The 25,044-nt window shown below is 76.0% G+C and carries 21 protein-coding genes and 1 riboswitch; of the genes, 14 read left to right on the top strand and 7 right to left on the bottom strand.

All coding sequences use genetic code 11. The features are described from left to right. Positions 1–163 precede the first annotated feature (163 nt). The 10 genes from ACFYWQ_RS16150 (at position 164) to ACFYWQ_RS16105 (ending at position 11,734) form a co-directional block, all read left to right on the top strand. The gene (locus ACFYWQ_RS16150) at positions 164–1,420 is read left to right on the top strand and encodes an ATP-grasp domain-containing protein (RefSeq protein WP_389516849.1); all 1,257 of its coding nucleotides are present in this window, start codon (positions 164–166) and stop codon (positions 1,418–1,420) included. Beyond that, positions 1,417–2,469, top strand: a complete 1,053-nt coding sequence (locus ACFYWQ_RS16145; RefSeq protein WP_389516847.1) for a Rossmann-like domain-containing protein — start codon at positions 1,417–1,419, stop codon at positions 2,467–2,469. Before ACFYWQ_RS16150 ends, ACFYWQ_RS16145 begins: the two co-directional genes overlap by 4 nt. Beyond that, the gene (locus tag ACFYWQ_RS16140; protein WP_389516845.1) at positions 2,466–3,554 is read left to right on the top strand and encodes a PLP-dependent cysteine synthase family protein; all 1,089 of its coding nucleotides are present in this window, start codon (positions 2,466–2,468) and stop codon (positions 3,552–3,554) included. Before ACFYWQ_RS16145 ends, ACFYWQ_RS16140 begins: the two co-directional genes overlap by 4 nt. Continuing rightward, the gene (locus ACFYWQ_RS16135) at positions 3,551–4,603 is read left to right on the top strand and encodes a dipeptide epimerase (RefSeq protein WP_389516843.1); all 1,053 of its coding nucleotides are present in this window, start codon (positions 3,551–3,553) and stop codon (positions 4,601–4,603) included. The genes ACFYWQ_RS16140 and ACFYWQ_RS16135 overlap by 4 nt, the downstream gene beginning before the upstream one ends. After that, complete coding sequence (locus ACFYWQ_RS16130) at positions 4,587–5,849, top strand: MFS transporter (RefSeq protein ID WP_389516841.1); 1,263 nt, start codon at positions 4,587–4,589, stop codon at positions 5,847–5,849. Before ACFYWQ_RS16135 ends, ACFYWQ_RS16130 begins: the two co-directional genes overlap by 17 nt. 203 nt (positions 5,850–6,052) lie before the next feature. After that, on the top strand, positions 6,053–6,811 hold the full coding sequence (locus ACFYWQ_RS16125) for a class I SAM-dependent DNA methyltransferase (RefSeq protein WP_389517436.1): 759 nt from the start codon (positions 6,053–6,055) through the stop codon (positions 6,809–6,811). A 57-nt stretch (positions 6,812–6,868) separates the two neighbouring features. Further along, the gene (locus ACFYWQ_RS16120) at positions 6,869–8,431 is read left to right on the top strand and encodes an ABC transporter substrate-binding protein (protein ID WP_389516840.1); all 1,563 of its coding nucleotides are present in this window, start codon (positions 6,869–6,871) and stop codon (positions 8,429–8,431) included. Between the two features lie 2 nt (positions 8,432–8,433). Next, positions 8,434–9,387, top strand: coding sequence for an ABC transporter permease (locus ACFYWQ_RS16115; RefSeq protein ID WP_389517434.1), 954 nt, complete (start codon positions 8,434–8,436; stop codon positions 9,385–9,387). Further along, on the top strand, positions 9,384–10,187 hold the full coding sequence (locus ACFYWQ_RS16110) for an ABC transporter permease subunit (protein WP_389516838.1): 804 nt from the start codon (positions 9,384–9,386) through the stop codon (positions 10,185–10,187). Before ACFYWQ_RS16115 ends, ACFYWQ_RS16110 begins: the two co-directional genes overlap by 4 nt. Then, positions 10,184–11,734 carry an ABC transporter ATP-binding protein gene (locus ACFYWQ_RS16105; protein ID WP_389516836.1) on the top strand — a complete coding sequence of 517 codons (1,551 nt, stop codon included), beginning with the start codon at positions 10,184–10,186 and terminating at the stop codon, positions 11,732–11,734. The genes ACFYWQ_RS16110 and ACFYWQ_RS16105 overlap by 4 nt, the downstream gene beginning before the upstream one ends. A gap of 473 nt (positions 11,735–12,207) precedes the next feature. Here the strand turns inward: ACFYWQ_RS16105 and ACFYWQ_RS16100 are convergent, their stop codons facing one another. From ACFYWQ_RS16100 to ACFYWQ_RS16075, 6 genes are all read right to left on the bottom strand, one after another. Continuing rightward, the gene (locus tag ACFYWQ_RS16100; RefSeq protein ID WP_389516834.1) at positions 12,208–13,407 is read right to left on the bottom strand and encodes an amidohydrolase; all 1,200 of its coding nucleotides are present in this window, start codon (positions 13,405–13,407) and stop codon (positions 12,208–12,210) included. Positions 13,408–13,494: 87 nt separating this feature from the next. Further along, the gene (locus tag ACFYWQ_RS16095; protein WP_389516832.1) at positions 13,495–14,349 is read right to left on the bottom strand and encodes an energy-coupling factor ABC transporter ATP-binding protein; all 855 of its coding nucleotides are present in this window, start codon (positions 14,347–14,349) and stop codon (positions 13,495–13,497) included. Next, on the bottom strand, positions 14,346–15,095 hold the full coding sequence (gene cbiQ / locus ACFYWQ_RS16090) for a cobalt ECF transporter T component CbiQ (protein WP_389516830.1): 750 nt from the start codon (positions 15,093–15,095) through the stop codon (positions 14,346–14,348). The genes ACFYWQ_RS16095 and cbiQ overlap by 4 nt, the downstream gene beginning before the upstream one ends. Before the next feature lie 5 nt (positions 15,096–15,100). Next, positions 15,101–15,544, bottom strand: coding sequence for an energy-coupling factor ABC transporter substrate-binding protein (locus tag ACFYWQ_RS16085; RefSeq protein WP_389516828.1), 444 nt, complete (start codon positions 15,542–15,544; stop codon positions 15,101–15,103). Next, positions 15,541–16,248, bottom strand: a complete 708-nt coding sequence (locus ACFYWQ_RS16080) for an energy-coupling factor ABC transporter permease (RefSeq protein WP_389516826.1) — start codon at positions 16,246–16,248, stop codon at positions 15,541–15,543. Before ACFYWQ_RS16080 ends, ACFYWQ_RS16085 begins: the two co-directional genes overlap by 4 nt. Positions 16,249–16,277: 29 nt before the next feature. Beyond that, positions 16,278–16,461: riboswitch (cobalamin riboswitch) on the bottom strand. A gap of 194 nt (positions 16,462–16,655) precedes the next feature. After that, positions 16,656–17,798 (bottom strand): PP2C family protein-serine/threonine phosphatase, encoded by a 1,143-nt coding sequence (locus ACFYWQ_RS16075; RefSeq protein WP_389517432.1) that lies wholly within the window; start codon positions 17,796–17,798, stop codon positions 16,656–16,658. 193 nt (positions 17,799–17,991) lie between these two features. Between ACFYWQ_RS16075 and ACFYWQ_RS16070 the strand changes: the two genes are divergently transcribed. Both ACFYWQ_RS16070 and ACFYWQ_RS16065 read left to right on the top strand, forming a co-directional pair. Continuing rightward, entirely contained in the window at positions 17,992–18,480 is a 489-nt protein-coding gene (locus ACFYWQ_RS16070) for a MarR family transcriptional regulator (RefSeq protein WP_389516824.1), read from the top strand. A 202-nt stretch (positions 18,481–18,682) separates the two neighbouring features. After that, positions 18,683–19,687: a YihY/virulence factor BrkB family protein gene (locus ACFYWQ_RS16065; RefSeq protein ID WP_389516822.1), complete on the top strand. Its 1,005-nt coding sequence runs from the start codon at positions 18,683–18,685 to the stop codon at positions 19,685–19,687. A gap of 145 nt (positions 19,688–19,832) precedes the next feature. Here ACFYWQ_RS16065 and ACFYWQ_RS16060 read toward each other — a convergent pair whose 3' ends face one another. Further along, the gene (locus ACFYWQ_RS16060) at positions 19,833–20,795 is read right to left on the bottom strand and encodes a helix-turn-helix domain-containing protein (protein ID WP_389516820.1); all 963 of its coding nucleotides are present in this window, start codon (positions 20,793–20,795) and stop codon (positions 19,833–19,835) included. Between the two features lie 275 nt (positions 20,796–21,070). On the opposite strand from ACFYWQ_RS16060, the gene ACFYWQ_RS16055 reads away from it, so the two are divergent. Next, positions 21,071–21,367 (top strand): ANTAR domain-containing protein, encoded by a 297-nt coding sequence (locus ACFYWQ_RS16055; protein WP_389516818.1) that lies wholly within the window; start codon positions 21,071–21,073, stop codon positions 21,365–21,367. A 182-nt stretch (positions 21,368–21,549) separates the two neighbouring features. Beyond that, positions 21,550–24,543: a BTAD domain-containing putative transcriptional regulator gene (locus ACFYWQ_RS16050; protein WP_389516816.1), complete on the top strand. Its 2,994-nt coding sequence runs from the start codon at positions 21,550–21,552 to the stop codon at positions 24,541–24,543. Positions 24,544–25,044 lie beyond the last annotated feature (501 nt).

Here is a 25,044-nt window from a genome sequence, read left to right as displayed (position 1 = left end):
CTTCCGGCGGCGATTCCTGTCGCCGCGCCGTGCATCAGGGCCGTGAAGGACTGGTAAATGAAAATGATTATCGCTAGCGTGTCGGTTGCGCAGGGCCAGGCCCCCTCCCCTCCGAGGGCGCGGGGCCGCCCGCGTCTCAACTCATGCACTGCGAAGGGGAGTCGTGGCTCATCTGCTGATGGTCGAGAGCTGGGTCGGGTCGATGAGCAGGCTGCTGCCACGGGCCGTCCGGGAAGGCGGGCACGAGTTCACCTTCCTCACCCGCGACCTGCACCACTACCTGCGCGCGGCCCCCGAGGGAGCGGCGCACCCGCTGCTCGGCGCCCGCAACGTGGTCACGGCCGACACCAACGACCCCGACACGCTGCTCACCCAGGCCGAACGGCTGCACGCGGCCTTCGGCTTCGACGGCGTGCTCACCTCCTGCGACTACTACCTGCCCGCGGTCGCGCGCATCGCCGGACACCTCGGCCTGCCGGGCCCGGGACCCGAAGCGGTCCACAACGCCTGCCGCAAGGACGCCACCCGCCGGGTCCTCGCCGACGCCGGACTGCCCGGCCCGCGCTTCGCCCTGCACGAGGAGTGGGCGCAACTCGCCCGCGCCGCACGGGAGATCGGCTATCCGCTCGTGGTCAAACCCGTCGACCTGTGCGCCGGGATGTACGTGCGCCGCGTGGACGACGAGGAGCAACTCGCCGACGCGGTCCGCGCCCTGGCCGACTTCCCCGTCAACGCCCGCGGCCAGCGCCGCGAACCCGCCGTGCTGCTCGAGGAACTGCTCGACGGCCCCGAGGTGAGCGTCGAGACCGTGTCGCACGCCGGCGCGGTCCACGTGGTCGGCGTGACCGACAAGAGCGTCGGCGGAGCGCCCGCCTTCGTCGAGACCGGCCACATGTTCCCCGCCGCCCTCACCCCGGCCGACACCGAGGCCGCCGTGGACACCGCCCTCGACGCGCTGAAGGCACTCGGCCTCACCGACGGCGTCGTGGCGCACACCGAGGTCAAACTGACCTCCGCCGGCCCGCGCGTCGTCGAGGTCAACCCCCGCCCCGCCGGGAACCGCATCACCGAACTCGTCCGCCACGTCACCGGCATCGACCTCGCCGCCGCCTTCGTCGACGTCGCCCTGGGCCGCGCACCCGACCTCAGGCGCACGGACACCGGGCTGCGCAGCGCCGCCATCGGCTTCCTCGTCCCCGACCGCGCCGGCACCCTCGACCGGCTCGACGGCACCCACCTCGCCGGGGAGAAGGACGTGCTGGAGGCCGAGCTCGCCGAACCCGGCCGCGCCGTGCGGGCCGCGGGCAGCAACAACGAGTACCTCGGCCACGTCATGGCCGGCGACCCCGACGGCCCCGGCGCCCGCGCCCGCGTCGAGCACCTGCTGTCCACACTGCGCACGGAGCTGGTGATCCGATGACCGCCGTCCGCACCCCCGCCCACCCGTCGCACGACGATCCCGCGCATCCGTCGCACGACGGCCCGGCCCGTCCGTCGCACGACGGCCCGGCCCGTCCGTCGTACGACGATCCCGCGCATCCGTCGCACGACGGCCCGGCCCGTCCGTCGCACGGCGATCCCGCGCATCCGTCGCACGGCGATCCCGCGCGCCCGTCGCCCGACGATCCCGCGCGCCCGTCGCACGACGACCGCACGTACCTGTCGTACGACGACCTCGTCGACCGCGTCCGGTCGGGGGTCCTCGGCCCCGACCCGGCCGCCCTGCGGATCGCCGTCGCCTTCACCACCCGCCAGGCCGTACGGCACGACGGGCGCGGCACCGGCTACCGCAACGAGGTCCTCAGCCTGCGCCTGGCCGAGGCCGTCGGCTCCTGCGCGGTCGAGCCCGGCGACCTGCCCGACAGCGTCCTCGACGACTGCGTCGGCACCGACGTGCGCCGCCTCCTCGGCCACCCCCTGCCGGCGGTGCGGGTGGCCGCGCTCGACGCCTACCTCATGCACGTCACCCCGCACGGCCCCGGCAGCGGCGCCCGCACCCTCGCGCTGCCCGCCGGGACCTCGCTGGAGAAGTCCCGGGCCCGCGCCGAGGCCGTCGTCGCCCTGCTCGACCTGCCGGCCGGGGCCACCGTGCTCGTCGTCGGCGTCGTCAACTCCCTCCTGGACGCCCTGCGCGCCCGCGGCCTGCGCTACGTCCCCTGCGACCTCAAGGGCGGGGTCACCGAGTGGGACGAGCCGGTCGTCACCGACGCGCTCACCGCGGCCGCCCGCTGCGACGCGCTGCTCGTCTCCGGCATGACCCTCGGCAACGGCACCTTCGAACCCCTGCGCCGGCACGCCCTCGCGCACGGCAAGCAACTGGTGATGTTCGCCCAGACCGGCAGCGCCGTCCTGCCCCGCTTCCTCGGACACGGGGTGAGCGCGGTGTGCGCGGAACCGTACCCCTTCTTCTGGCTCGACGGCGGCCCCGGAAGCGTCCACCGGTACCGGAGCACCGGAGGCGGGCGATGACCGTCACCGCCGTACGCCCCACCGCGCGCCCGGAGCTGCTGTCGCTGCTCGGCCGGACCCCCCTCGTCCGGGTCACCGCCGACCTGCCCGCCCCCCACCCCGGCTTCTGGGCCAAACTGGAAGGGCTCGCCGCCGGCGGCATGAAGGCACGGGCCGCCGTGTCGATGCTGCTCGGCGCCCGCGAACGCGGTGAACTGCGGCCCGGCGCACCGGTGGTGGAGTCCACCTCCGGCACGCTCGGCCTCGGCCTCGCCTTCGCCGGGCAGGCGCTCGGCCATCCGGTCGTGCTGGTCGGCGACCGCGAACTCGAACCGTCCATGCGGCAGTTGCTGCGCTCCCACGGGGTGCGGCTGGAGATCGTCGACCGTCCCGCGCTCCAGGGCGGCTGGCAGGCCGCCCGCCTCGCCCGGCTCCGGGACCTGCTCGCCGTCCTGCCCGGCGCCTACTGGCCCGACCAGTACAACAACCCCGACAACACCGCCGGTTACGCCTCCCTGGCCGCCGAACTCACCGACCGGCTCGACCACCTGGACATCCTGGTGTGCAGCGTCGGCACCGGAGGCCACAGCGCCGGCCTCATCGGCCCCCTGCGCCGCCACTGGCCCGCCCTGCGCCTCATCGGCGTCGACGCCACCGGCTCCACCATCTTCGGGCAGCCCGCCCGCCCCCGCCTGATGCGCGGCCTCGGCTCCAGCATCCACCCCCGCAACGTCGCCCACGACGCCTTCGACGAGGTCCACTGGGTCGGCCCCGCCGAAGCCGTGGACACCTGCCGCACCCTGGCCCGCACCAGCTTCGTCACGGGCGGCTGGAGCACCGGGGCGGCCGCCCGCGTCGCCGCCTGGGCCGCCCGTGTCCACCCCGGGGCCGTCGTCGCCACCGTCTTCCCCGACGGACCGCACCGCTACCTCGGCACCGTCTACGACGACGACTTCACCACCGGCCACGGCCTCGACCCGGCCGCCGCGGCCACCCGGCCCGTCGAGATCCCCCACCCCCACGCGGCGGAGGCGACCGGCTGGGCGCGCTGCACGAGGGTGACCGACCCGCTCACCGGCCTCCCGGCCTGGCAGGGCGCCCCGTGAAGGCCCGACTGCGTACCGTACGGCTCGCCCTCGCCGAGCCGCTGCGCATCTCCCGCTCCACCATGACGGCCCGCGACGCCGTCTGGCTGACCGTCGAGCACGACGGACTGAGCGGCCACGGCGAGGCCGTCACCAGCGTGTACTACGGCCTCGACACCGACACCCTGGTACAGCTCCTCACCGCCGTCGACCTCGGCCGCTACGCCGGCCCGGAGAGCGCCCTGGACGCCCTGCGGCACGGGGAGGCGACCGCCCCCGGCACCCCGCCCGCCGTGACCGCCGCCGTCGAGTCCGCGCTCCTCGACCTGGCCGGCCGGCACGCGGACACCCCCGTCCACCGGCTCCTGGGCACCCCCGCGCCCCCCGCGGCCGCCACCGCCCGCACCCTCGGCATCACCCCGCCCGCGCACGCGGCGGCCGAGGCCCGCCGCCTCGCCGCCCGCGGCTTCCGGACCCTCAAGGCCAAGGCGGGTTCCCCCGACCCCCAGGACGACGTGCGGCGCGTCCGGGCCGTGCGGGACGCGGCGCCCGGCGCCCGGCTGCTCCTCGACCCCAACGGCGCCTGGACCGCACGGCAGGCCGACATCCTGCTGCCCCGGTTCGCCGAACTCGGCGTGGAGGCCGTCGAACAGCCCCTCGCGCCCGGCGACCCCGAGGCCCTCGCGGCCCTCGCCGCACGCTCCCCGCTCCCCGTGATAGCCGACGAGGACGCCGTCGGCCTCGACGACGTCCGCCGCCTGGCCGGACGCGTCCACGGCGTCAACGTCAAGCTCGCCAAGTGCGGCGGGGTCCACGCCGCGCTGCGCATCGCGGAGGCGATCGAGGGCAGCGGCACCGAGCTGATGCTGGGCTGCCTCACCGCCAGCACCCTCGGCCTGGCCCCCGCCGTCCACCTCGCCGACCGCGCCCGCTGGGCCGACCTCGACGGCCATCTGCTGCTCGCCCACGACCCGTGGACCGGCATCGGGGGCGCCGACGGCGTCGTCCGGGCGAGCGGCCGCCCCGGACTCGGCATCGAGGAGGTGGGGGCCCGTGAAGACGTGGCATGAGCTGCGCCGCTTCCCGCTCGCGGTCCGGCTGCTGCTGGTCAACCAGTTCGGCGTCAACACCGGCTTCTACCTCCTCGTCCCCTACCTCGCCACCCACCTCGGCGAGAACCTGGGCCTGTCCGCCGCCGTCGTCGGCCTCGTCCTCGGCGTGCGCAACCTCAGCCAGCAGGGCCTGTTCCTCATCGGTGGCTCGGCCGCCGACCGGCTCGGCGCCCGCGGCGTGATCATCGCCGGGTGCGCCCTGCGCACCCTCGGCTTCGCGCTGTTCGCCCTCGGCGACGGGCTGCCGGTGCTGCTCGCCGCGTCCGTCCTCAGCGGCCTCGCCGGGGCCCTGTTCAACCCGGCCGTACGGGCGTACCTCACGCAGGAGGCGGGGGAGCGGAAGGCGGAGGCGTTCGCCCTGTTCAACGTGTTCGCCACCGCCGGCGCGCTGATCGGCCCGCTCCTCGGCGGGGCCCTGCTGCTGGCCGACTTCCGCACCTGCGCGCTCACCGCCGCCGGGATCTTCGCGGTGCTCACCGTCGCGCAGGCCCTCGTCCTGCCCGCGCGGAAGGCGGAGCCCAGCACCCACAGCGTCCTCACGGACTGGCGCGAGGTCGTCGGCAACCGGACCTTCCTGGCCTTCGCCGTCGCCATGGTCGGCCTGTTCACCCTGGAGAGCCAGCTCTACCTGCTGCTGCCCGACGGCGTCCGGCGGGCGACCGGCTGGGACGGCGCGGCCGGCCTCGTCTTCCTTGTCGGAACGCTCGCCAACCTGGCCCTCCAACTGCGCATCACCCGCTCCCTCAAGGCGCGCGGCAGCCGGGCCCGCTGGATCGCCGCGGGCCTCGCCCTGACGGGCCTGGCGTTCCTGCCCCCGGCGGCGGTGGCGGACGCGCCGCCCGGCGGGTGGCTCGACGCCGTCCCCGTCCTGGTCGGCGCCCTCCTGCTGTACGTCGGTCTGATGGTCGCCACCCCCTTCGTCATGGAGCTGATCCCCGATTTCGGCCGTCCCGGCCTGACCGGCACCTACTTCGGGATCTTCTACGTCGTCTCGGGCGTCGCCGCCGCCGTCGGCAACACGGCCGTCGGCTGGGCCATGGACACCGGCGAGCGGGGCGGCTCCGGGTGGCTCCCCTGGGTGTGCTGCGCGCTGTTCGGACTGGCCTCGGCGGCCGGTGTGGCCTGGCTCCACCGGCGCGGCACACTGCCCGGCAGCCCGGTGCCGGCGCCCGCCGCACCGGCCGAGCAGAGGAGCACCGCGTGACGGCCGGGCAGTCTCCTGCCGGCGGGGAGGATCGCGTGACGGCCGGGCAGTCTCCTGCCGGCGGCGAGCATCGCGTGACGGCCGGGCAGTCTCCTGCTGGCGGGGAGCACCGCGTGACGACTGGGCAGTCTCCTGCCGGCGGGGAGCACCGCGCGCCGACCGGGAACCCTCCCGCCGGCAACCTCCTCACCGACCACCCCGCCCTGTACGAGGCCCGCTTCCCCGACCCCGGCCGGCTCGCCGGACGCTGGGCCGAGGACTGCCTGCGCCGGCACGGCGCCGGGCCGCGCGTCCTGGACATGGGCTGCGGTACCGGCCGCGACGCCGCCCACCTGCACACCGCCGGCCGCACGGTCACCGGTGCCGACCTCTCCGACGCGATGCTGGAGCACGCCCGCACCCACCACCCCGGCCCCGCCTACGTCCATGCCGACCTGCACGCGTTCGACCTCGGCCGGGCCGCGTTCGACGCCGTGGTCTGCCTGGACAGCTCCCTGCTGTACTGCCACACCAACGCCCAGCTCGACGGCTTCCTCACCTCCTGCCGCCACGCCCTCGCCCCCGGCGGGCTGCTCGTCGCCGAGATGCGCAACGGCGCCTACCTCCTGGGCCGTACGGACCTCCTCGGCACCCCGACGGTCCACACCTTCCACTGGCAGGGCGTCCGGCACCGCTCCACCACGAACCTGTCCCTGGACCGCACCGCCCAACTCCTGCGCCGGATCCGCGTCTGGACGACCGACGACGGCTCCCCGCCCGTCGCCCAGCACTCCGCGTGGCGGCTGCTCTTCCCGCAGGAACTGCGGCACTTCCTCACCACGCACGGCTTCGACGTCCTCGACCTCCACGACGGCCCCGGCCCGCGCACCGAACCGGCGTGGCGGGAGGGCGACCCGCCCGGCGCGACGGCCGACGGCGACCGGCTGCACGTCGTGGCCCGCCTGCGCGGCACCACCCGCTGACCCACCCCGCACCCACCCCACTCATCCCACTCACCCCACCCACTCCAAGGGGCACGCATGGACGACGCACGCTTCCCCGGCCCGCACCGCCGAGCCTTCCTCGCCACCACCGGCGCCGCCGCCCTCGCCCTCACCGGCTGCGGGAGCGGCACGGGCGACGACCGGAAGACCGGCGACGGCAGACCCAAGAAGGGCGGACGGCTGCGCGCCGCCTTCGCCGGCGGCGGCGCGAGCGAGACCCTCGACCCGCACCTGGCCAACCTCTTCGCCGACGCCGCCCGCGCCAAGGCCCAGTACGACAAACTCGCCGACTACGGCCCCGACCTGTCCGCCCGGCCCCGCCTCGCCACGGGCTGGGAGCCCAACACCACCCTGGACCGCTGGCAGGTCACCCTGCGCGAGGCCACCTTCCACGACGGCAGCCCCGTCACCGCGAACGACGTCCTCCACAGCTACCGCCGTATCGCCGACCCCGACCAGGCGTTCCGCGCCAAGGCGTCCCTGGAGCCCATCGACCTCGACGCCAGCCGCGCCACCGGCGAGCGGAGCATCGAGTTCGTCCTCAAGCGGCCGACCGCCGAGTTCCCCAACGTCCTGGCGGCGTTCGGCGCCTACATCGTCCCCGAGGGCGCCGACGACTTCGACCGGAAGCCGATCGGCTCCGGCCCGTTCCGCTTCGTCTCCTTCGCCCCCGGCCGCTCCGCCGTCTTCCGCCGCCACGACGCCTACTGGGACGGCGCCCCTTACCTCGACGAGATCGAGTTCGTCGTCGCCAACGAGGAGTCCGCGCGCGTCAACGCCCTCCTCGGCGGCCAGGTCGACTACGCCCACGAACTCGCCCCCACCACCGCCCGCGCCCACGAGAAACAGGGCCGGATCGAGATCGTGCGGCTGCGCAACAGCGCCATGCAGGCCTTCTGCATGAAGACCGACCGGCCCCCCTTCGACGACGCGCGGGTCCGGCAGGCGTTCTTCCTCATCGCCGACCGGCAGGAACTCGTCGACAGCTCCCTCTCCGGCGCGGGCGTCGTCGGCAACGACCTCTTCGGCAAGGGCTACGAGTACTACGCCGACGGCCTCCCCCAGCGCGAGCAGGACCTCGACCGCGCCCGAGCCCTGCTGAAGCAGGCCGGCGCCGAGAAGCTGAAGGTCACCCTCGACACCTCGGCCGTCGCCGCCGGGTTCACCGAGGCCGCCACCGTCTTCCGCGACCAGGCCGCGAAGGCGGGCGTCACCGTCGAGGTGAGGACGGGCAGCAAGGACTCCTACTGGGCCGACATCCTCGACAACGGCACCCTGTGCTGCTACCGCTCCGGCGCCATGCCCATCGAGGCCCACCTCTCCCAGCGGCTGCTCACCGACTCCACCACCAACGCCACCCAGTGGCGGCACAAGGACTTCGACGCCCTCTACCAGCAGGCCCAGTCCACCCGCGACACCACCGAGCGGGCCGCCGTCTACGAGCGGATGCAGCGCCGCCTGTACACCGAGGGCGGATTCCTGGTCTGGGGCTTCGCCGACTGGATCATCGGAACGGCGACGAACGTGAAGGGCGTCGAGACCACGGCGCCCGCCAACACCCTCGACTGGGCCCGCTTCGACCGGGTGTGGCTCGCGTGAGCGTGAGCGGCCCGCGCTCCTTCGCCGCCCGGCGGCTCCTCCTCGGCGCCGTCCAGACCGTCGCCGTGGTGCTCCTGGTCTTCGCGCTCACCGAGGCGCTGCCGGGCGACGCCGCCGTCGCCCTCGCCGGCGACCAGCCCGACCCCGCGCGCGTCGCGGCGATCCGTGAGGCGATGCACCTGGACCGCCCGGCCCACGAGCGGCTCGCCGACTGGGCGGCCGGCCTGGCCCACGGCGACCTCGGCACCTCCCTGACGTCCGGCCGCCCGGTGAGCGGGTACCTCGCCGACGGCTTCGGCCCGACCCTGCTGCTGGCCGTGCTCACCCTCGCCCTGCTGATCCCGGCCGGCCTCGGGCTGGGCGTCCTCGCCGCCCGCCACGAGGGCCGGCTCGTGGACCGCCTGATCAGCTCCGTGACGCTCGCCGTGTACGCCGTCCCCGAGTTCGCCCTCGGCGTGCTGCTGGTGACGGTCCTCGCCCTGAAGCTGGCCTGGCTGCCGCCGACCGCCGTCGGCTACGGCACCGACCTGCTCGGCCACCCCGCCGCGCTCGTCCTGCCCGTCCTCGTCCTGCTGGCCCGGCCGGTCTGCTCACTGAGCCGTCTGGTCCGCGCCGGCATGGTCGACGCCCTGGCCTCGCCGTACGCGGCGCACGCCCACCGCTACGGCGTCCCCGGCGCCCGCGTCCGCTACGCCCACGCCCTGCCCAACGCCCTCGCCCCGGCCGTCCAGCAGCTCGCCCGCACCGTGGACTGGCTGCTGTGCGGTGTCATCGTCGTGGAGGCCCTCTTCGTGATCCCGGGACTGGGCACCGTCCTGCTCGACGCCGTCGCCGAACGCGACGTGCCCGTCGTGCAGGGCCTCGCGGTGGTGTTCGGCGTGCTGACCGTCGTCCTGAACCTCGGGGCGGACCTGGTCGCGCACCGGCTGACGCCCCGAGCGGCGGTGGCCGCGTGATCCGGCGCCGCTTCCTGCCGGGCCTCGCCCTCGTCTGCGTGCCCCTCGGTCTGGCGCTCCTCGGGCCGCTGCTCGTCGGCGACCCCGGGCCGCGCGCCGCGTCCTTCGTCCTCGCCGACGGGCACCGGCTCGGCACCGACTTCGTGGGCCGTGACGTCCTGCACCAGGTGCTGCTCGGCGGACGCACCGTCGTCGTCACCGCGCTCGCCGCGACCGCCCTCGCCTACCTGGCCGCCGTTCCGGTCGGCCTCGCCGGCGCCCTCACCCGCGCACCCCGGCTGGAGGAACTGCTGATGCGGCCGCTGGACGTGCTGCTCGCCGTACCGTCGCTGCTGCTGATCCTCCTCGTGGCGTCCGCGTTCGAACCCGGAGCGGCCGGGCTCGCGCTGCTCGTCGCGCTGGTCAACGTGCCCGACGCGGCCCGCATCGTACGGGCGGCGGCCGGTGAGGCGGCCGCGCGCCCGGCGGTCGAGGCGCTGCGCATGCAGGGCGAGAGCGTCTGGCGGATCGGCGTCGGCTACGTCGCCCGCGCCGGCCTGCGCACCCTCGCCGCCGACGCCGGCATCCGGCTGACCGGTGTGCTGTACCTGGTGTCCACGGCGGCGTTCCTCGGGGTCGGCGTCGCACCGGACGCCGCCGACTGGGCGGTCATGGTCGACCGCAACCGCACCGGCCTGTGGGTGCAGCCCTGGGCCGTGGTGGTGCCCGCCCTGCTGATCGTCGCGCTGACGACCGGCACCAACCTGCTCTTCGACGCCGCGTCGGAGAGGACACCGAAGAAGGGGGGAGCCCGCCCGTGAGCCTCCGCACCGACCACCCGCTCGCCGAACTCCGCGACCTGCGGGTGGAGGTCGACGGCCGCGCGCTCGTCGACGGCGTGCGCCTGCGGGTGCTGCCCGGCAGGGTGACCGCCCTGGTCGGCGCCTCCGGCAGCGGCAAGACCACCACGGGCCTGGCGCTGCTGGGGGAGTTCCCGCCCGGCGCGCACGTCACCGGGGAGGTACGCCTGACCCGCGACGGCCCGGTCGGCCACGTGCCCCAGCACCCCGCGGCCGTCCTCAACCCCGCCCGCCGCGCCGGCGCGCTCCTCGACGACCTGGCCCGCCTCCGGGTACGCCACCTGCCGCGCGGGCAGCGCCGCCCGGCGGCCCGCGCGCTCGTCCTGCGCGCCCTCGCCGACGCCCAGCTCCCCGACGGGGAGGCGCTGGTGCGGCGGTACCCGCACCAGCTCTCCGGCGGTCAGCAGCAGCGCCTCGTCCTGGCCCAGGCTCTCCTGTTGGGGGCGCGCGTCATCGTCGCCGACGAACCCACCACCGGCCAGGACGCCCTGACCAAGAGCCGCGTCGTCGACCAGCTGGCGGCTCTCGCCGCCCGCGGCATCGCGGTCGTCCTGCTCAGCCACGACCTCGACGTGGTCCGCGCCCTCGCCGACGACGTCCTCGTCCTGCGGGCGGGCCGGGTCGTGGAGTCGGGCCCGTCCGAGCGGCTGTGGCTCGCCCCCCGCCACGCCTGGACCCGGGAGCTCCTCGACGCCCGGCGCCCGCCCGCCGGCGCCCGGCCCGCCCCGGACACCGGCCGGCCGCCCGCCCTGCGGGTGCGCGACCTCACCGCACGCCACCACGGCGCCGTGGCACTGCGCGCCCCGGAACTCACCCTCCACCCCGGCACCTCGCTGGCCGTCGTCGGCCGCTCGGGCAGCGGCAAGACCACCCTGGCCCGCTGCCTGGCCGGGCTCCACCGCGACCACGACGGCGAGATCCTCCTCGACGGCACCCCGCTGCCGCGCAGCCTGCGCCACCGCACCCGCGCCCAGCTCGCCGCCGTGCAGTACGTGTTCCAGGACGTGCGCGCCGCCTTCGACGAACACCGGCCCGTCCTGGACCAGGTCGCCCGCACCGCGGTACGCCTGCGCGGCACGGACCCGGCGGCCGCCCGGGAGGAGGCCCTGACCACCCTGACCCGTCTCGGCCTTCCGCCCGACCTGCCCCACCGCTGGCCGGCCCGGCTCTCCGGCGGCGAACTCCAGCGCGCGGCCCTCGCCCGGGCCCTGCTCGCCCGGCCCCGCGTCCTGATCTGCGACGAGATCACCTCCGGGCTCGACACCGTCACCCGGCGCGGCATCCTCGACGTCCTCGCCGGTCTGCTGCGCGAGCGCGAGGACCTGTCCCTCGTCCTCGTCACCCACGACCTGGACACCGCCCGCCTGGCCGACCACGTCGCCGTCCTGGACGCGGGCGAGCTGGTCGAACAGGGCCCCGCCCACCGCGTCCTGACCCACCCGCGCCACCCGTTCACCGTCTCCCTGACCCGCACGACGGCCCACCAGGAGACGGGCACACGGCCCTGACCAGCGGGACGTTCCCCGGGAGGGCCGGCGTACCGGGGGAGGGGCGGCGGACCGCGGGCGGGTGTGCGGGCGATCGCGGGCTTCTGACCTCCGGCCCGGGTCCCCGGCCTCCGGTCCCCCGGCTTCTGGTCCCCCGTTTCCCGCCCCGAGCCCTGGCCCTCCGGTTTCCGGCCCTGGCCCTCCGGTTTCCGGCCCTGGCCCTCCGGTTTCCGGCCCTGGCCCTCCGGTTTCCGGCCCTGGCCCTCCGGTTTCCGGCCCCGGCCCTCCGGCTTCCGGCCCCGGCCCCCCGGTTTCCGGCCCCGGCCCACCGGCTTCCGGCCCCGGACCACGGGCCCCGGACCACGGGCCCCGGACCCCCGACCCGGCGCCCCAGTGCCCAGAGGTCCGGGGCCGGGGTCCAGGGCCGGCCCGGGTCCCTGCACGGCGCGCCGCCCGGCGCCCGGCCGCACGAGCCGGTGTCGGGCGGTGCCCGCTCAGTGCTGGGCGGTGCCGGTGGTGGTCCCGTGGTCGTGCCCGCGCCACGCCTCGGCCCGTAGGTCCGCGTCGCACAGGACGTCCACCGCCGTGCAGGCCAGGGCCTCCGTGGCGGCCAGGAGGACGTGCCGGGCCCGGTCGGAGGCCGCGGCGGCGGCGAACTCGGGGGTGTGGTCGGAGCCGTCCTCGCCCATGATCGCGACGAAGGGGTGGATGGCCGGCACCCGCCCGCTGACGTTCCCGATGTCCGACGAGCCGAGGTACACCCCCGGCACGGGCGGCGTCACGGTGATGCCGGCCCGGCGCAGGTGCGCGGCGAACCGCCCCGACAGCGCCCCGCTGTCGCGGAAGTGCTCGTAGCGCACGGTGGCACGCTCGACGGCGCACGTGGTGCCGGTGGCGAGCGCCACGCCCTCGGCGGCGGACCGCACCCGCCCGGCGAGGTCGTCCAGGGCCTCCGTCGTGGCGGCGCGCAGCCCGAACAGCCCCTCGGCGTACTCGGGCACGATGTTGGTGGCCGTACCGCCGTGCGTGACGATGCCCTGGACGTGCGAGGCCTCGGGCAGCCGCCGGCCGAGCGCGGCCAGCACGTTGAACAGCTCGACCAGGGCCGCGAGCGCGTCGACGCCCTCCGTGGGGTTGCCCGTCGGGTGGGCGGCGCGGCCGTGGAAGCCGACCCGGTACTGCTCCTGGGCGGTCAGCGGCGCCCGGACCCAGTCGTACACCCCGGGGTGGAACATGAGCGCGGCGTCGACGTCGTCGAAGACGCCCGCCTCCACCTCCACCACCTTGCCCCCGCCGCCCTCCTCGGCCGGGCTGCCCACCGCCAGCACCGACCCGGCGTCCGGCCCCAGCACGGCGCGGGCGGCGATCGCCGCGCCCAGGCCGGCGGCGGCGATCAGGTTGTGCCCGCACGCGTGCCCGAGGCCGGGCAGGGCGTCGTACTCCAGCAGCAGTGCCACCGCGGGCCGCCCCCGGCCGTGGCGCGCGGTGAACGCGGTCGGCAGCCCCGCCACGTCCTGCCGCACCTCGAACCCGGCCCGGCGCAGCTCACCCGTCAGCAGCGCGCAGGCCCGCCGCTCGGCGAAGGCGTACTCCGGGTCGGCGTGCAGTGCCGACGCGACGCCCCAGAGGGCGTCCGCCCGCTCCGTCACCTCCTGGTGGACGCGGCGGTGGAGGGCGTCGGGATCGCGGTGCACACGGCCTCCCGGGCGTCGGCGGGGTGTCCTTCCGACCCACCGGGTTCCACCGGGCGGCGTGTCGACACCCCGGCGGACGGGCCCGCCTCAGCCGTCGGCCGGCAGGGGGGACGCGACGGCCGCCGCCAGGGCGGCCAGCTCCTCCGGGCTGCGCGGGCCGGCCTCGCCCTCGGCCAACGCGCCCTGCGCCCGCAGCAGTCGGGCCGCGGCGACGCCCCAGGGCAGCCGCAGCCCCGCCGCGCCGAGCAGGTCGGCGCGGGCCAGGGTCGGGGCGGCGGGTCCGGTGTGGACGCCGGAGGGGGTGAGGAGGGCCGCGTCGTCGGCCCAGCGCAGGGCCAGGTCGACGTCGTGGGTGGCCATCACGACCGTGGTGCCGGCGGCGCGCAGGGCGTCGAGCGTGGCCAGGAGGCGCTCCTGGCCGTCCGGGTCGAGTCCGGCGGTCGGCTCGTCGAGGACGAGCACACGCGGCCGCATCGCGACGGCGCCCGCGATCGCGGTCCGCTTGCGCTGCCCGTAGGAGAGCAGATGGGTGGGCCGGTCGGCGAGGGCGGTGATGTCCAGGGCGGCGAGCGCCTCCGCCACCCGGGCCCGTACCTCGGCGTCGGGCAGACCGAGGTTCAGCGGCCCGAACGACACGTCCTGCGCGACGGACGCGGCGAACAGCTGGTCGTCCGGGTCCTGCACCACCAGTTGGACGGTCGTCCGCAGCCCGGTCAGCCCCTTGCGGTCGTACACCACCGGCCGCCCGTCGACCGTCACCGTCCCGGCGCGCGGCCGCAGTCCGCCGCTGAGCAGCCGCATCAGGGTCGTCTTGCCGCTGCCGTTGCGGCCGAGCAGGGCGAGCGCGCGGCCCTCGCGGACCGCGAAGTCGAGGCCGTCGAGCACGGCCGGGCCGTCCTCGTACGCAAAGGAGACGCCCCGCAGGGCCACCGGCTCGCTCATGACAGGGGCCCTTCCAGGACGAGGGTGAGGGCGGCCACCGCTGCGAGGAGCGCGCAGCTCGCGGCCGTGAAGCGGACGGAGACGCGGGCCTCGGGCACCAGGACGCGCAGGGTGCCGTCGTAGCCGCGTCCGGCGAGCCCGGTCTGGAGCCGCGCCGCCCGGTCGAAGGCCCGCACGAAGGCGGTGGCGCCGAGCCCCGCCAGGGAGCGCCACTCGGCGGCCCGCGAGGTGTGCCCGAGCCGGGCCGCCTGGGCCTCCCGGATCCGCCGCACGGAGTCCAGCAGCAGGAAACTCATGCGGTACGTGACCAGGGCGACGTCCACGACCGGCGCGGGCACGCCGGCCCGCACCAGCCGCGGCAGCAGGTCGGACACCGGGGTGGTGAACGCGAACAGCAGCACGCCGAGGGAGGCTGCCGAGGTGCGCAGCATCAGCTCCCCGGCCCGCGCGGGCCCGCCGTCGGCCAGGCCCACGAAGGCGCCGGGCCCGCCCACCCGCACCAGCAGGGGCAGGGCACCGGTGACGCAGAAGCCCAGCGGCACCCGGTAGGCGCGCCACAGCCGGCGGGCCGGCACCCCCGCCGGGCCCAGCAGCAGGGCGAGCGCCGTCACCAGCACCAGGGCCGCGCCCGGCCAGGGCGGCAGGGAGATCGCGAGCAGGGTCAGCCCGAGTCCGAGTACGGCCTTGTCCACGGGGTGGCGGCGGCGCCAGCGGCTGCTGTGCGCCGCCGCGTCGATCGGCAGCACGAGGGTCAGGCCCGTCCGCGCGCGGACTCTCCGGCGCCACCGGGGGCGCCGTCCGCGGGCGCGGTCGCCTCCGCACGCCCCGAGCCGTCCGCGCCGTCGTCCGGGACCGTCCGGTGCGCGGCCCCCGGGGCGTCCGCCAGGGCCCTCGCCCGCTGTTCGCCCTGCCGCCGGCCCCGGCGCAGGCCGAAGTAGTAGGCGAGGACGCCCGCGCCCAGGGCGGCCTGGACGGCGAACAGCGCCGACTCGATCTCACCGGACGGCGGCTCGTACAGCGGGGAGAACCACGGTTCGTAGTCCGGTTCGATCTCGGTGATCGCCGTCTCCGCCTCGGCGTCGGAGCCCGCGAACGGCTCCTTCTTGCCGTCGCCCAGGCCCAGGGCCAGCGGCAGCACCGCGAGGGCGACCACCACGAGCAGCAGCAGGGCGTTGATCCTCGTGTTGCGGCTCACCGGGCCACCGCCTCCGTCCCGGTCGGCTGCGCCGTCCGCCGCCCGGTGACGAGCACGCCGAGCCGGGTCAGTTCGCCCTTGCTGGACTGCACCAGAAGGCGCATCACGAGGACGGTGAGCAGGCCCTCGCTCACCGCGAGCGGGATCTGCGTGACGGCGAAGACGGAGCCGAACGTGCCGAGCGCGCCCAGGAACCCGCTGCCCGGGTCGGGGAACGCCAGCGCCAGCTGCACGCTGGTGACGCAGTACGTCGACAGGTCGGCGACGAACGCGCCGGAGAACACCGTGACCATCAGCGGCACGCCGAACCGCCGCAGCAGCCGGTACGTGCCGTAACCGGCCCAGGGCCCGGCGATCGCCATCGAGAAGGCGTTGGCGCCGAGCGTGGTCAGCCCGCCGTGCGCGAGCAGCAGCGCCTGGAAGAGCAGGGTGATGGTGCCCAGCACCGTCATGACCGGCGGCCGGAAGAGGATCGCGCCCAGGCCGGTCCCGGTGGGATGCGAGCAACTGCCGGTCACCGAGGGCAGCTTGAGAGCGGACAGGACGAACGTGAAGGCGCCGGAGGCGCCGAGGAGGAGCGTGCTCTCCGGGTGCTCGCGCACCTCACGGCTCAGGGCGCGGACTCCGTGGACGACGAACGGCGCCGACGCGACGCCCCAGGCGACCGCGTGCGCCGGAGGAAGGAAACCCTCGGCTATGTGCATGGCTCAGCAGACCCTCTCCAGCACCTCGTGGATGGTTGACGCGCCTTGGCCGGTCTCCTGGCTGACGGGTACCACCGCCCGTGCTCCGCCTTCCCGGGTCCGAGGACCCAGTGGCTGCCCGCGAGGGCCGGAGCCGGACTTCCCGATCACAGTGGCGAGGGCCGCACCGGCATCACACCGGATTTCCCGTTCACCAAGGCGTGGTGACAGTAGTGCGCGGAACGGGGCGGTGACAAGCGGCAACGGGGGCGCGCGAACGGCGGGCGGCGGCTCACGCCCCGGCGCACAGCCGCCCAGGACACGCCGCCCGAACAGCCGCGCGCCTCCCGGCCCGAGTCCGCCGCGCACGGCGTCCGCCGCCAGCCGACGCGCCCCACGGGCCCACCGCCCCCCGCCGCTCCCCCGGATCAGCGCCCCCGCCAGTCCAGGCAGACCACCAGGGCGTCGTCCTCCGGGGTGCGTTCGCCGCGGTGGCGGGTCAGTTCGCGCAGGACGGCGTGCGGTACCTCGGCCGCGGGCAGCAGGCGGGTGGCCTGGATCGCCCGGGCGAGGGGGGCGTCGCCGTACGTCTCTCCGCCGGGGGAGGCGACCGCGTGCACGCCGTCGCTGACGAAGACGAGGCGGTCACCGGGCTCGGCGTGCACCTCCTGCTCCACGTAGTCGGTCTCCTCGAACATGCCGAGCGGCAACTGGGCGTCGAGGGGGATCCGTTCCACCCGGCCGTCGCGCAGCCTCAGCATCCGCGGGGAGCCGGCGTCCACCACCCGGGCGCGTCCCGTCGTGAGGTCGAGGTCGAGCATGAGGACGGACAGGTAGCTGCGGCCCCGGTAGTGGGCGTGCACGGCCTGGTCGGCGAGCGCCGCCTGGTCGGCCAGGGACAGCCCGGCCCGCCGGGCGTTGCGCAGCGCGGTGATGGCCAGGCCGGTCAGCAGGGACGCCTCCGTGCCCTCGCCCATGCCGTTGGTGACGTACAGCATCAGGCGGTCGGCCGTCACCGACCAGTCGTAGTTGTCGCCGAAGACCGCGTAGGCGGGCTCCAGTTGCGCGCCCAGATCGAACTCGGGGCGGCTGCACGACCGGCCCGGGAGCAGGTGCCACTGCATCTCGGCCGCCAGGGTGAGCCGGTCCTTGCGTCTCGCCTGGACATAGAGGTCGGTGTCCCGGTCGGCCACGACCAGCTCGTGCCCGAGCGCCCGGGCGATCTCCGCGAGTTCGGCCGGCACGTCGCCGGCCGGCTCCGGCAGGGTCACGGTCAGCACGCCGAGCCGGTCGCCGCGCACGGAGACCGGCAGGTGCACCCGCACCCGCCCGTCCCCGACGGATTCCACGAACGGCTCCTGCGCGCCGAACGCCCGGCCGGCCGGGCCGTCGTGCACCGACACCGGCTCCGCCGTGTGCGGCAGCTCGGACACCGGTTGCAGCACGGTCAGGCCGTAGTCGGCGAGGTACAGCTCGACGGAGTCCGCCGCGTACTGGCGGAGCAGTACGCCGCGGACCGCGTCGAGCACCTCGTGGGGTGCGGCCGCCCGCAGCGCGCGCTCGGCGGTCACCAGTGCGTTCACGGTGGTCACTACATCAACCTTTCGTCGAATCCTCTGCGGCCCCGTGCGCGCACGGGGCCCTCGGTGCGGCCGTCGCGCCCGCCGTGCCCTCGTACCCCCTCCGGGCGTACGGCGGGATTCGTCGACGGGGTCCGCCGACGCGGTCCCTAGTACGCTGGCGGTCGACCCAGTGCCTGCGAGAGTGTGGACCGTGACTGCCTTCCGCCATCGCCCGGAGCCCGAAGAGGTCGCACGGGTCACCGCGACGGCCGCGGAGCTGCTGGAGGTCCTGTGGGGCAGGGCCTCGACCGCCCCCGCCTCCGCGTCCCAGCTGCGCGTGCTGCTGATCCTCGAACACCACGAGGGCATCAATCTGCGCACCCTCGCCGACTCGCTCGCCTCCACCCCGCCGTCGACCAGCCGGCTCTGCGACCGGTTGCAGGCCTCCGGGTTCGTCGAACGCGCGGTGAGCCCGGCCGACCGGCGCGAGGTGCGGCTGCGTCTCAGCGGCCGGGGGCGGGCCTTCCTCGCGGATCTGCGCGTGCGCCGGGAGCAGCAGTTGCGGGCGGTGCTGGCGGTGATGCCCGCCGCCCGGCGGGTCGCGCTGCTGGAGGGGCTGGAGGCCTTCTGCGACGCGGCGGCGACACTGATACACGACGACGCCGGGAACACCGGCAGCCGGATCGCCTGACCATTCCCGCTCCCTCCCGCTCCGTGGCCGTCTCCATGGCTGTCTTCGTTGCCGTCTCCGGAATGCGGATACCCCGAACCCGCCCCGACCTGCGCCGCCGAGGACGGGAACTCGTCGGAGGCGCTCTCGGCGGACGCGGGGGATCCACGGTTCCGCGGCCCGGCCGACGCATGCGACGGGCCGTGCGGGTTACTCCGGTCCCATGGCACGGACTTCGAAATCCCGACCGGCACCGGGCCCGGACGAGCAGGTGGAGCGACGGGCACCCGACGAGCCCACCCAGTTGCCGGGACGTTCCTGGCTCGCGGTGCTGAAGGGCACGGTACGCGAGTTCCAGGACGACGAGCTCACCGACCGCGCGGCCGCCCTGACGTACTACGGAGTGCTGTCGCTGTTCCCGGCGCTGCTCGTGCTGGTGTCCCTGCTGGGCGTCGCCGGCCGATCCGCCACGGACCAGGTCATGGAGAACGTGCGGAAACTGGCCCCGGGCTCGGCACGCGACATCATCAGCGACGCGGTGCAGCAGCTCCAGGGCCGCGGCGGCGTCGGCTCGATCATGGCGGTCGTCGGCATCGTCCTGGCGGTGTGGTCGGCCTCCGGCTACGTCGCCGCGTTCATCCGCAGCGCCAACGCCGTGTACGACATGCCGGAGGGCCGCCCCGTGTGGAAGGTGCTGCCGGTGCGGGTCGGCGTCACGGTGGTGCTGCTCGTCCTGGCGGTGATCAGCGCCCTGATCGTGGTGTTCACCGGCGGCCTGGCCCGCCGGGCCGGCGAGGCGCTCGGCATCGGGGACACCGCGCTGACGGTGTGGTCGATCGCGAAGTGGCCGGTGCTCGTCGTCCTCGTCACGATGATGATCGCGCTCCTGTACTGGGCCGCGCCGAACGTGAAGGGGCGCGGCTTCCGCTGGATCACCCCGGGCAGCGTGCTGGCGCTGCTGATCTGGATGATCGCCTCCGCCGGCTTCGCGTTCTACGCGGCGAACTTCGCCTCGTACAACAAGACCTACGGCACGCTCGCCGGTGTGATCGTCTTCCTGGTGTGGCTGTGGATCACCAACATCGCGATCCTGCTCGGTCTGGAGTTCGACGCGGAGATGGCCCGCCAGCGTGCCGTGGCGGGCGGGCTGCCGGAGGACGAGGAGCCGTACGTACCGCCGCGCGACACCCGGGCGTGGAGCGAGGAGGACCAGCGCCGCCTGGAGTGAGCGGGTGGCCGGCGCGGACCCGGCCCCCCCGCGGGCTCGTCCCGGCCCCCGCGGGCTCGTCTCGCCCCCTGCGTACTCGTCCCGGCCCCCTGCGTACTCGTCCCGGCCCCCTGCGGGCTCGTGCCGGCCCGCGGGGGGCCGCTCGCTATCCGGTGGCGAGGGTCCGGCGCGGCGGACGTCCGTACGCGGCGCGGTACAGGGTGGCGAAGCGGCCCGGATGGTAGAAGCCCCAGCGGGCCGCGACGGCGGTGACCGTGGTGCCGTCCGCCGGGTCCGCCGCCAGCAGCTCGGCGTGGGCGTGGGCCAGGCGCACCCGGCGCAGATGGGCCAGGGGAGTGGTGTCCAGATGGCGGCGGAAGGCGTACTGAAGGGCCCGTACGGTGACATGGGCGGCCGCGGCGATGTCGGCGACGGTGAGGGGCTCGTCGGCGTGGTCCTCCATGTGGGCGAGCGCGCGGCGCAGGGTGGCGGGGTGCGCGTCGGTGCGGTCGGCCGGGGTGGGGTCGGTGAGCGCCGTGTTGGGGAAGGCGGCCAGGACCCCCGCCGCCAGGTGCTGCGCGGCCGTCGAGGTGATCAGCGGCTGGCCGGCGAGGTCGGGGTCGGACAGGACGTGGTCGCGCAGGTAGCCGATGGAGCGGCTGAGGTGCCGGGCCGCGGCCGGGGAGTGCGGCCGGTGGCCGGTCAGCCGCACCGGTCCGGCCCGGTGTCCGGGCGCGCCGGCGGCGACCTGCGCGAGCAGGCCGGGATCCAGCATCGTGATGTTGTAGCGGGCGTTGCAGACACGGCCCGAGTACGGCAGCTCCGGCGGCGCGAACGACACCACGTCACCCGGGCCGAAGGCGTCTTCCGCGCCGCCGCCGACGACGTGGTCCCGGATGGTCCCGTCGTGGACGAGGCACAGGCAGATCCGCCCCAGGGGCGTGACCGAGTAGCTCATCTCGAAGTCCAGGTCGAGCTCGTCCACGGTCACCGACGGGGCGGCGGCCCGGGTGATCCGCGCCCGCCCGGCCCCCGGGGCGTTGCTGCCGATGTGCATGCGCGCGTAGGCCCGGCTGAGGAAGTCCTCGGTCAGGCCCAGGTCGTCGCTGTCGAAGAAGAGTGTGCTCATCTCGGCCCCGTCCGGTGTCCGTGGTGCCCCGCGCCGCGCGGGGCGTGCGGCCCGGCGGCCGAGCCGCCCGCGGCGGGGGCACGGGGCGCCGGCCGTCCGCCCTCCTCGACTGCCCGGCATCGGGGACCGCATTCGTTTTCCGTACCGGCCCGGTGATGCCGTTCGTTCCAGGTGCGGCGCGGCGGTGCCGGCGGGGGCAGGATGGGACGGAATGGCACGGTGATCGCCCTGATCGCCCGCACGGTTCCACGGACGCGGAGGAGAGACGGCCCGCCATGACCACGGAGGAGGAGCTCAACGAGCGGATCGGTGTCCTCGAGGAGGAGATCGGCCGGCTGAGGCACGCCGTGGTCTCCCACGCCGTCGTCGACCAGGCGATCGGCGTGGTCGTCGCCGTCGGCCGCCTCCGCCCCGAGCAGGGCTGGGAGGTGCTCAAGGAGATCTCCCAGCACACCAACACCAAGCTGCGGGAGGTCGCGGAGTACGTGGTCCAGGGGGCCCACTGCCGCTGGCTGCCCGACGAGATCCACCGGGCGCTCGTGGACGCCCTGAAGCGCGCGGAAGAGGGATGAGCCCGCCGCGGTCCGTGCCGCGGTTCCCGCGCCGCTCCGCATGCGCTCCGCATGCGCTCCGCATGCGCTCCGCACGCGCTCCGCACCCGCTCGGCTCCCCGTGACCCCTGATCCCCCGTGCCCCCTGATCCTCGTCCCCCTGGGTGACTGCCGGTGATCTCCCTGACGTACAGTCCCGTCGCGTGAGGCACGAACGGAACCTACGGGCGGACGACGCGCGCCCGGAGCCGGTGCGGTTCGCGGTCCTGGGGCCCGTGCGGGTGTGGCGGGGGAGCACCGAGCTGGAGCCCGGAGGTCCGCAGGAACGTTCCTTCTTGGCGTTGCTGCTGGTCAGGGCGGGACAACCGGTCGCCGTCGACGAGATCGTCGACGTGCTGTGGGGGGCCGACCCGCCGCGCAGCGCGGTCAACGTGGTCCGGCGGCACGTCGGCACGCTGCGCCGGCTGCTGGAACCTTCGCTCGCCCCCCGCGCCGAGGGCCGGTGGCTGCTGCGGGACGCGGGCGGGTACCGCCTGGTGACGGACGGTGACTCGCTCGACCTGCTGGCCTTCCGCGCGCTGCGGGAGGCCGGACGGCACAGCGTGCGGGAGTCGCCCGCGCGGGCACTGGACCTGCTCACCGAGGCGCTCGCGCTGTGGCACGGCCCGGTCGCCGCCGGGATCCCCGCGCACGCCCGCGCCCACCCGGCGTTCGGCGCGGCCGAGCGGGAGCGGCTCGCGGCCCTGCGCGAGGCGGCCGGCGCCGCCCTGCGCGCGGGCACGCCGGACGCGGTCCTGCCCGGGCTGCGCCTCGCCGCCGCCGACCATCCGCTGGACGAACCCTTGCAGGCCGGCCTGATCCTCACCCTCGCGGCCGCCGGCCGCCGCCCCGAGGCGCTGGACGCCTACGACGCCGTACGGCGGCGGCTGGCCGACGACCTGGGGATCGACCCGGGGCCGGAGCTGCGGGAGGCACGGGAGACGGTGCTGCGGGAGGAGTGGGGGACGGTGCCGCGGGAGGAGGACCGGGAGACGGTGTCGCGGGAGGAGTGGGAGACGGTGCTCCGGGAGCCGTGGGAGACCGTGCCATGGGAGGACCGGGGGACGGTGCCGCCGTCCGCCCCGGCCGCCGGGGCGGCCGCCCCCGTCGCGCCGTCCGCCTCCTTCCCCGCCCCGGCACAGCTTCCGCACGACATCCCGGCCTTCACCGGGCGCGACGCCGAACTGGACGAACTGCTCACCCTGCCGGGCCTGGACGGGCGCGGCCCGGACACCGTCGTGATCAGCGCCATCGGCGGCATGGCGGGCGTCGGCAAGACCACCCTCGCCGTCCACTGCGCCCACCGGGTCGCCCACCGCTTCCCCGACGGACAGCTCTACGTGAATCTGCGCGGCTTCGACCCGTCCGGCGCGGCCGTGGAGCCGGGGGAGGCCGTCCGCGGGTTCCTGGACGCCCTCGGCGTGCCGCCGGAACGCGTGCCCCACGGCCTGGACGCGCAGGCCGCGCTCTACCGCAGCACGCTGGCCGGACGGCGGGTCCTCGTCGTCCTGGACAACGCCCGCGACAGCGACCACGTCCGACCGCTGCTGCCCGGCTCGCCCGGCTGCCTCGCCCTCGTCACCAGCCGCGACGGACTGTCCTCCCTGGTGTCCGCCGCAGGCGCCCACGCCCTCACGCTGCGGCCGTTCGGCCCCCACCAGGCACGGGCCCTCCTCGTCCGCCGCCTCGGCGCGGGCCGGGTCGAGGCCGAGCCGCGCGCCGCCGACGAGATCGGCGCCCTGTGCGCCGGGCTGCCCCTCGCCCTCGCCTGTGTCGCCGCCCGCGCCGCCGCCCACCCCCACTTCCCGCTCGCCGCCATCGCCGCCGAACTGCGCGAGGCCCACGGCAGCCTCGACGCCTTCGCCCGCTCCGACGCCTCCGCCGACGTGAGCACGGTGTTCTCCTGGTCCTCACGGGAGGTGTCGGAGCAGGCCGCCCGCCTGTTCCGGCTGCTCGCCCTGCACCCCGGCCCCGACTTCACCCTCCCGGCGGCCGCCGCGCTGGTCGGCCTGACGGTGCGCCGGACCCGGCCCCTGCTGGCCGAGCTGACCGCCCTGCACCTCGTCACCGAGCACAGCCCCGGCCGCCACGCCTTCCACGACCTGCTGCGCGCCCACGCCGCCGAACTCCTCGACGAGCGGCACACCGAGGACGAACGGCACGCGGCCCTCCACCGGCTCCACCACCACTACCTGCACACCGCCCACGCCGCGGACCGGCTGCTCGCCCCCCACTCCGACCCGCCGCCCCCGCCGCCCGCCCCGGACGGCGTCCACCCCGAGCCGCTCGCCGACGTCGACCGGGCCCTGGCCTGGCTCACCGCGGAGCACACGGTGCTCCTCGCCGTCGTCGAGACGGCCGCCGCCCGCGGAGACGAACGGCTCGCCTGCCACCTGGCCTGGTCGCTGGAGCCGTTCTTCGACCGGCGCGGCCACTGGCACGACGGACTCGCCGTCCAGCGCACCGCCCTCGACGCCGCCCGGCGCCTCGACGACCCCGGCCTCCTGGCCCGCGGACTGCGCGCGCTGGGCCGTATCGAGGGCCGCCTCGGACTGCACGAGGACTCCGTCCCGCGCCTGGAGCGCGCCCTGGAGCTCTTCACCGCGCTGGGCGACGACACCGGCCGCGCCCAGACCCACCGCAGCCTCGGCTGGGAGAGCGAGCAGCGCGGCGACCTCCCCGGCGCCCTGCGCCACAACCAGCTCGCCCTCGGCCTGTTCCGCGCCCTCGGCGACCGGGCCGCGCAGGCCGCCGTCCTGAACTCCGTCGGCTGGTACCACGCCCTGCTCGGCGAGCACGAGCGGGCCCTCACCCACTGCTCGGAAGCCCTGACCATGCTCCAGGAGCTCGGCGACCGCTACGGGCAGGCCGTCACCTGGGACAGCATCGCCTACGCCCACCACCACCTCGGCCGCCACCCGCACGCCCTGCTCGGCTACCGCAACGCCCTCGCCCTCCTGCGCGACCTCGGCGTGCCCTACACCGAGGCCGACATCCTCGGCCGCCTCGGCGACACCCACCAGGCCATGGGCGACCGGGACGGCGCCCACGCCGCCTGGAAGGAGGCCCTCGCCCTGCTCAAGTCCCTCGCCCACCCCGACGCCGAACGGATCGAGACCCGCCTGACCGAAGCACCCGGCCACGCCGGCGCCTGCTGAACGGCGGATCCGCGCGCGGGACCCCGCCGCCCCGGCCGCGTCCGGCACGCCACCCCGGCGTCCGCCGCCCCGGCGTCCGCCGCCCGGCGTCCGCGGCCGGTGCCCGCGACCAGTCGCCCGGCGGTGGGGGCCCACCGCGCTCCGGGATCTGGGCCACCCCGACGCCGAACGGGTCGAGGCTCGCCCGACCGGAGCGCCCGGCCACGCCGGCGCCTGCTGAACGCCGACGGGTCCGCGCACTCACCCGCCGCCCCGGCCGCGTCCGGCACGCCACCCCCGGCGTCCCTTGCCGCTGCCCGCCACCAGTCGCCCGGCGGTGGGGGCCCACCGCGCTCCGGGATCTGGGCCACCCCGACGCCGAACGAATCGAGGCCCGTCCGACCGGAGCGCCCGGCCGCGCCCTCGCCTCCTGCCCGCCGGTCCGCGCGCGGGAACCCGCCGCCCCGGCCGCGTCCGGCTAGCCACACCCGGCATCCGGCATGGCACCCCCGCCGCCCGCTG

The sequence above is a fragment of the Streptomyces sp. NPDC003247 genome (assembly GCF_042888135.1).
Classification (GTDB): Bacteria; Actinomycetota; Actinomycetes; order Streptomycetales; family Streptomycetaceae; genus Streptomyces.
This window is presented reverse-complemented; position numbering and strand designations above follow the sequence as displayed.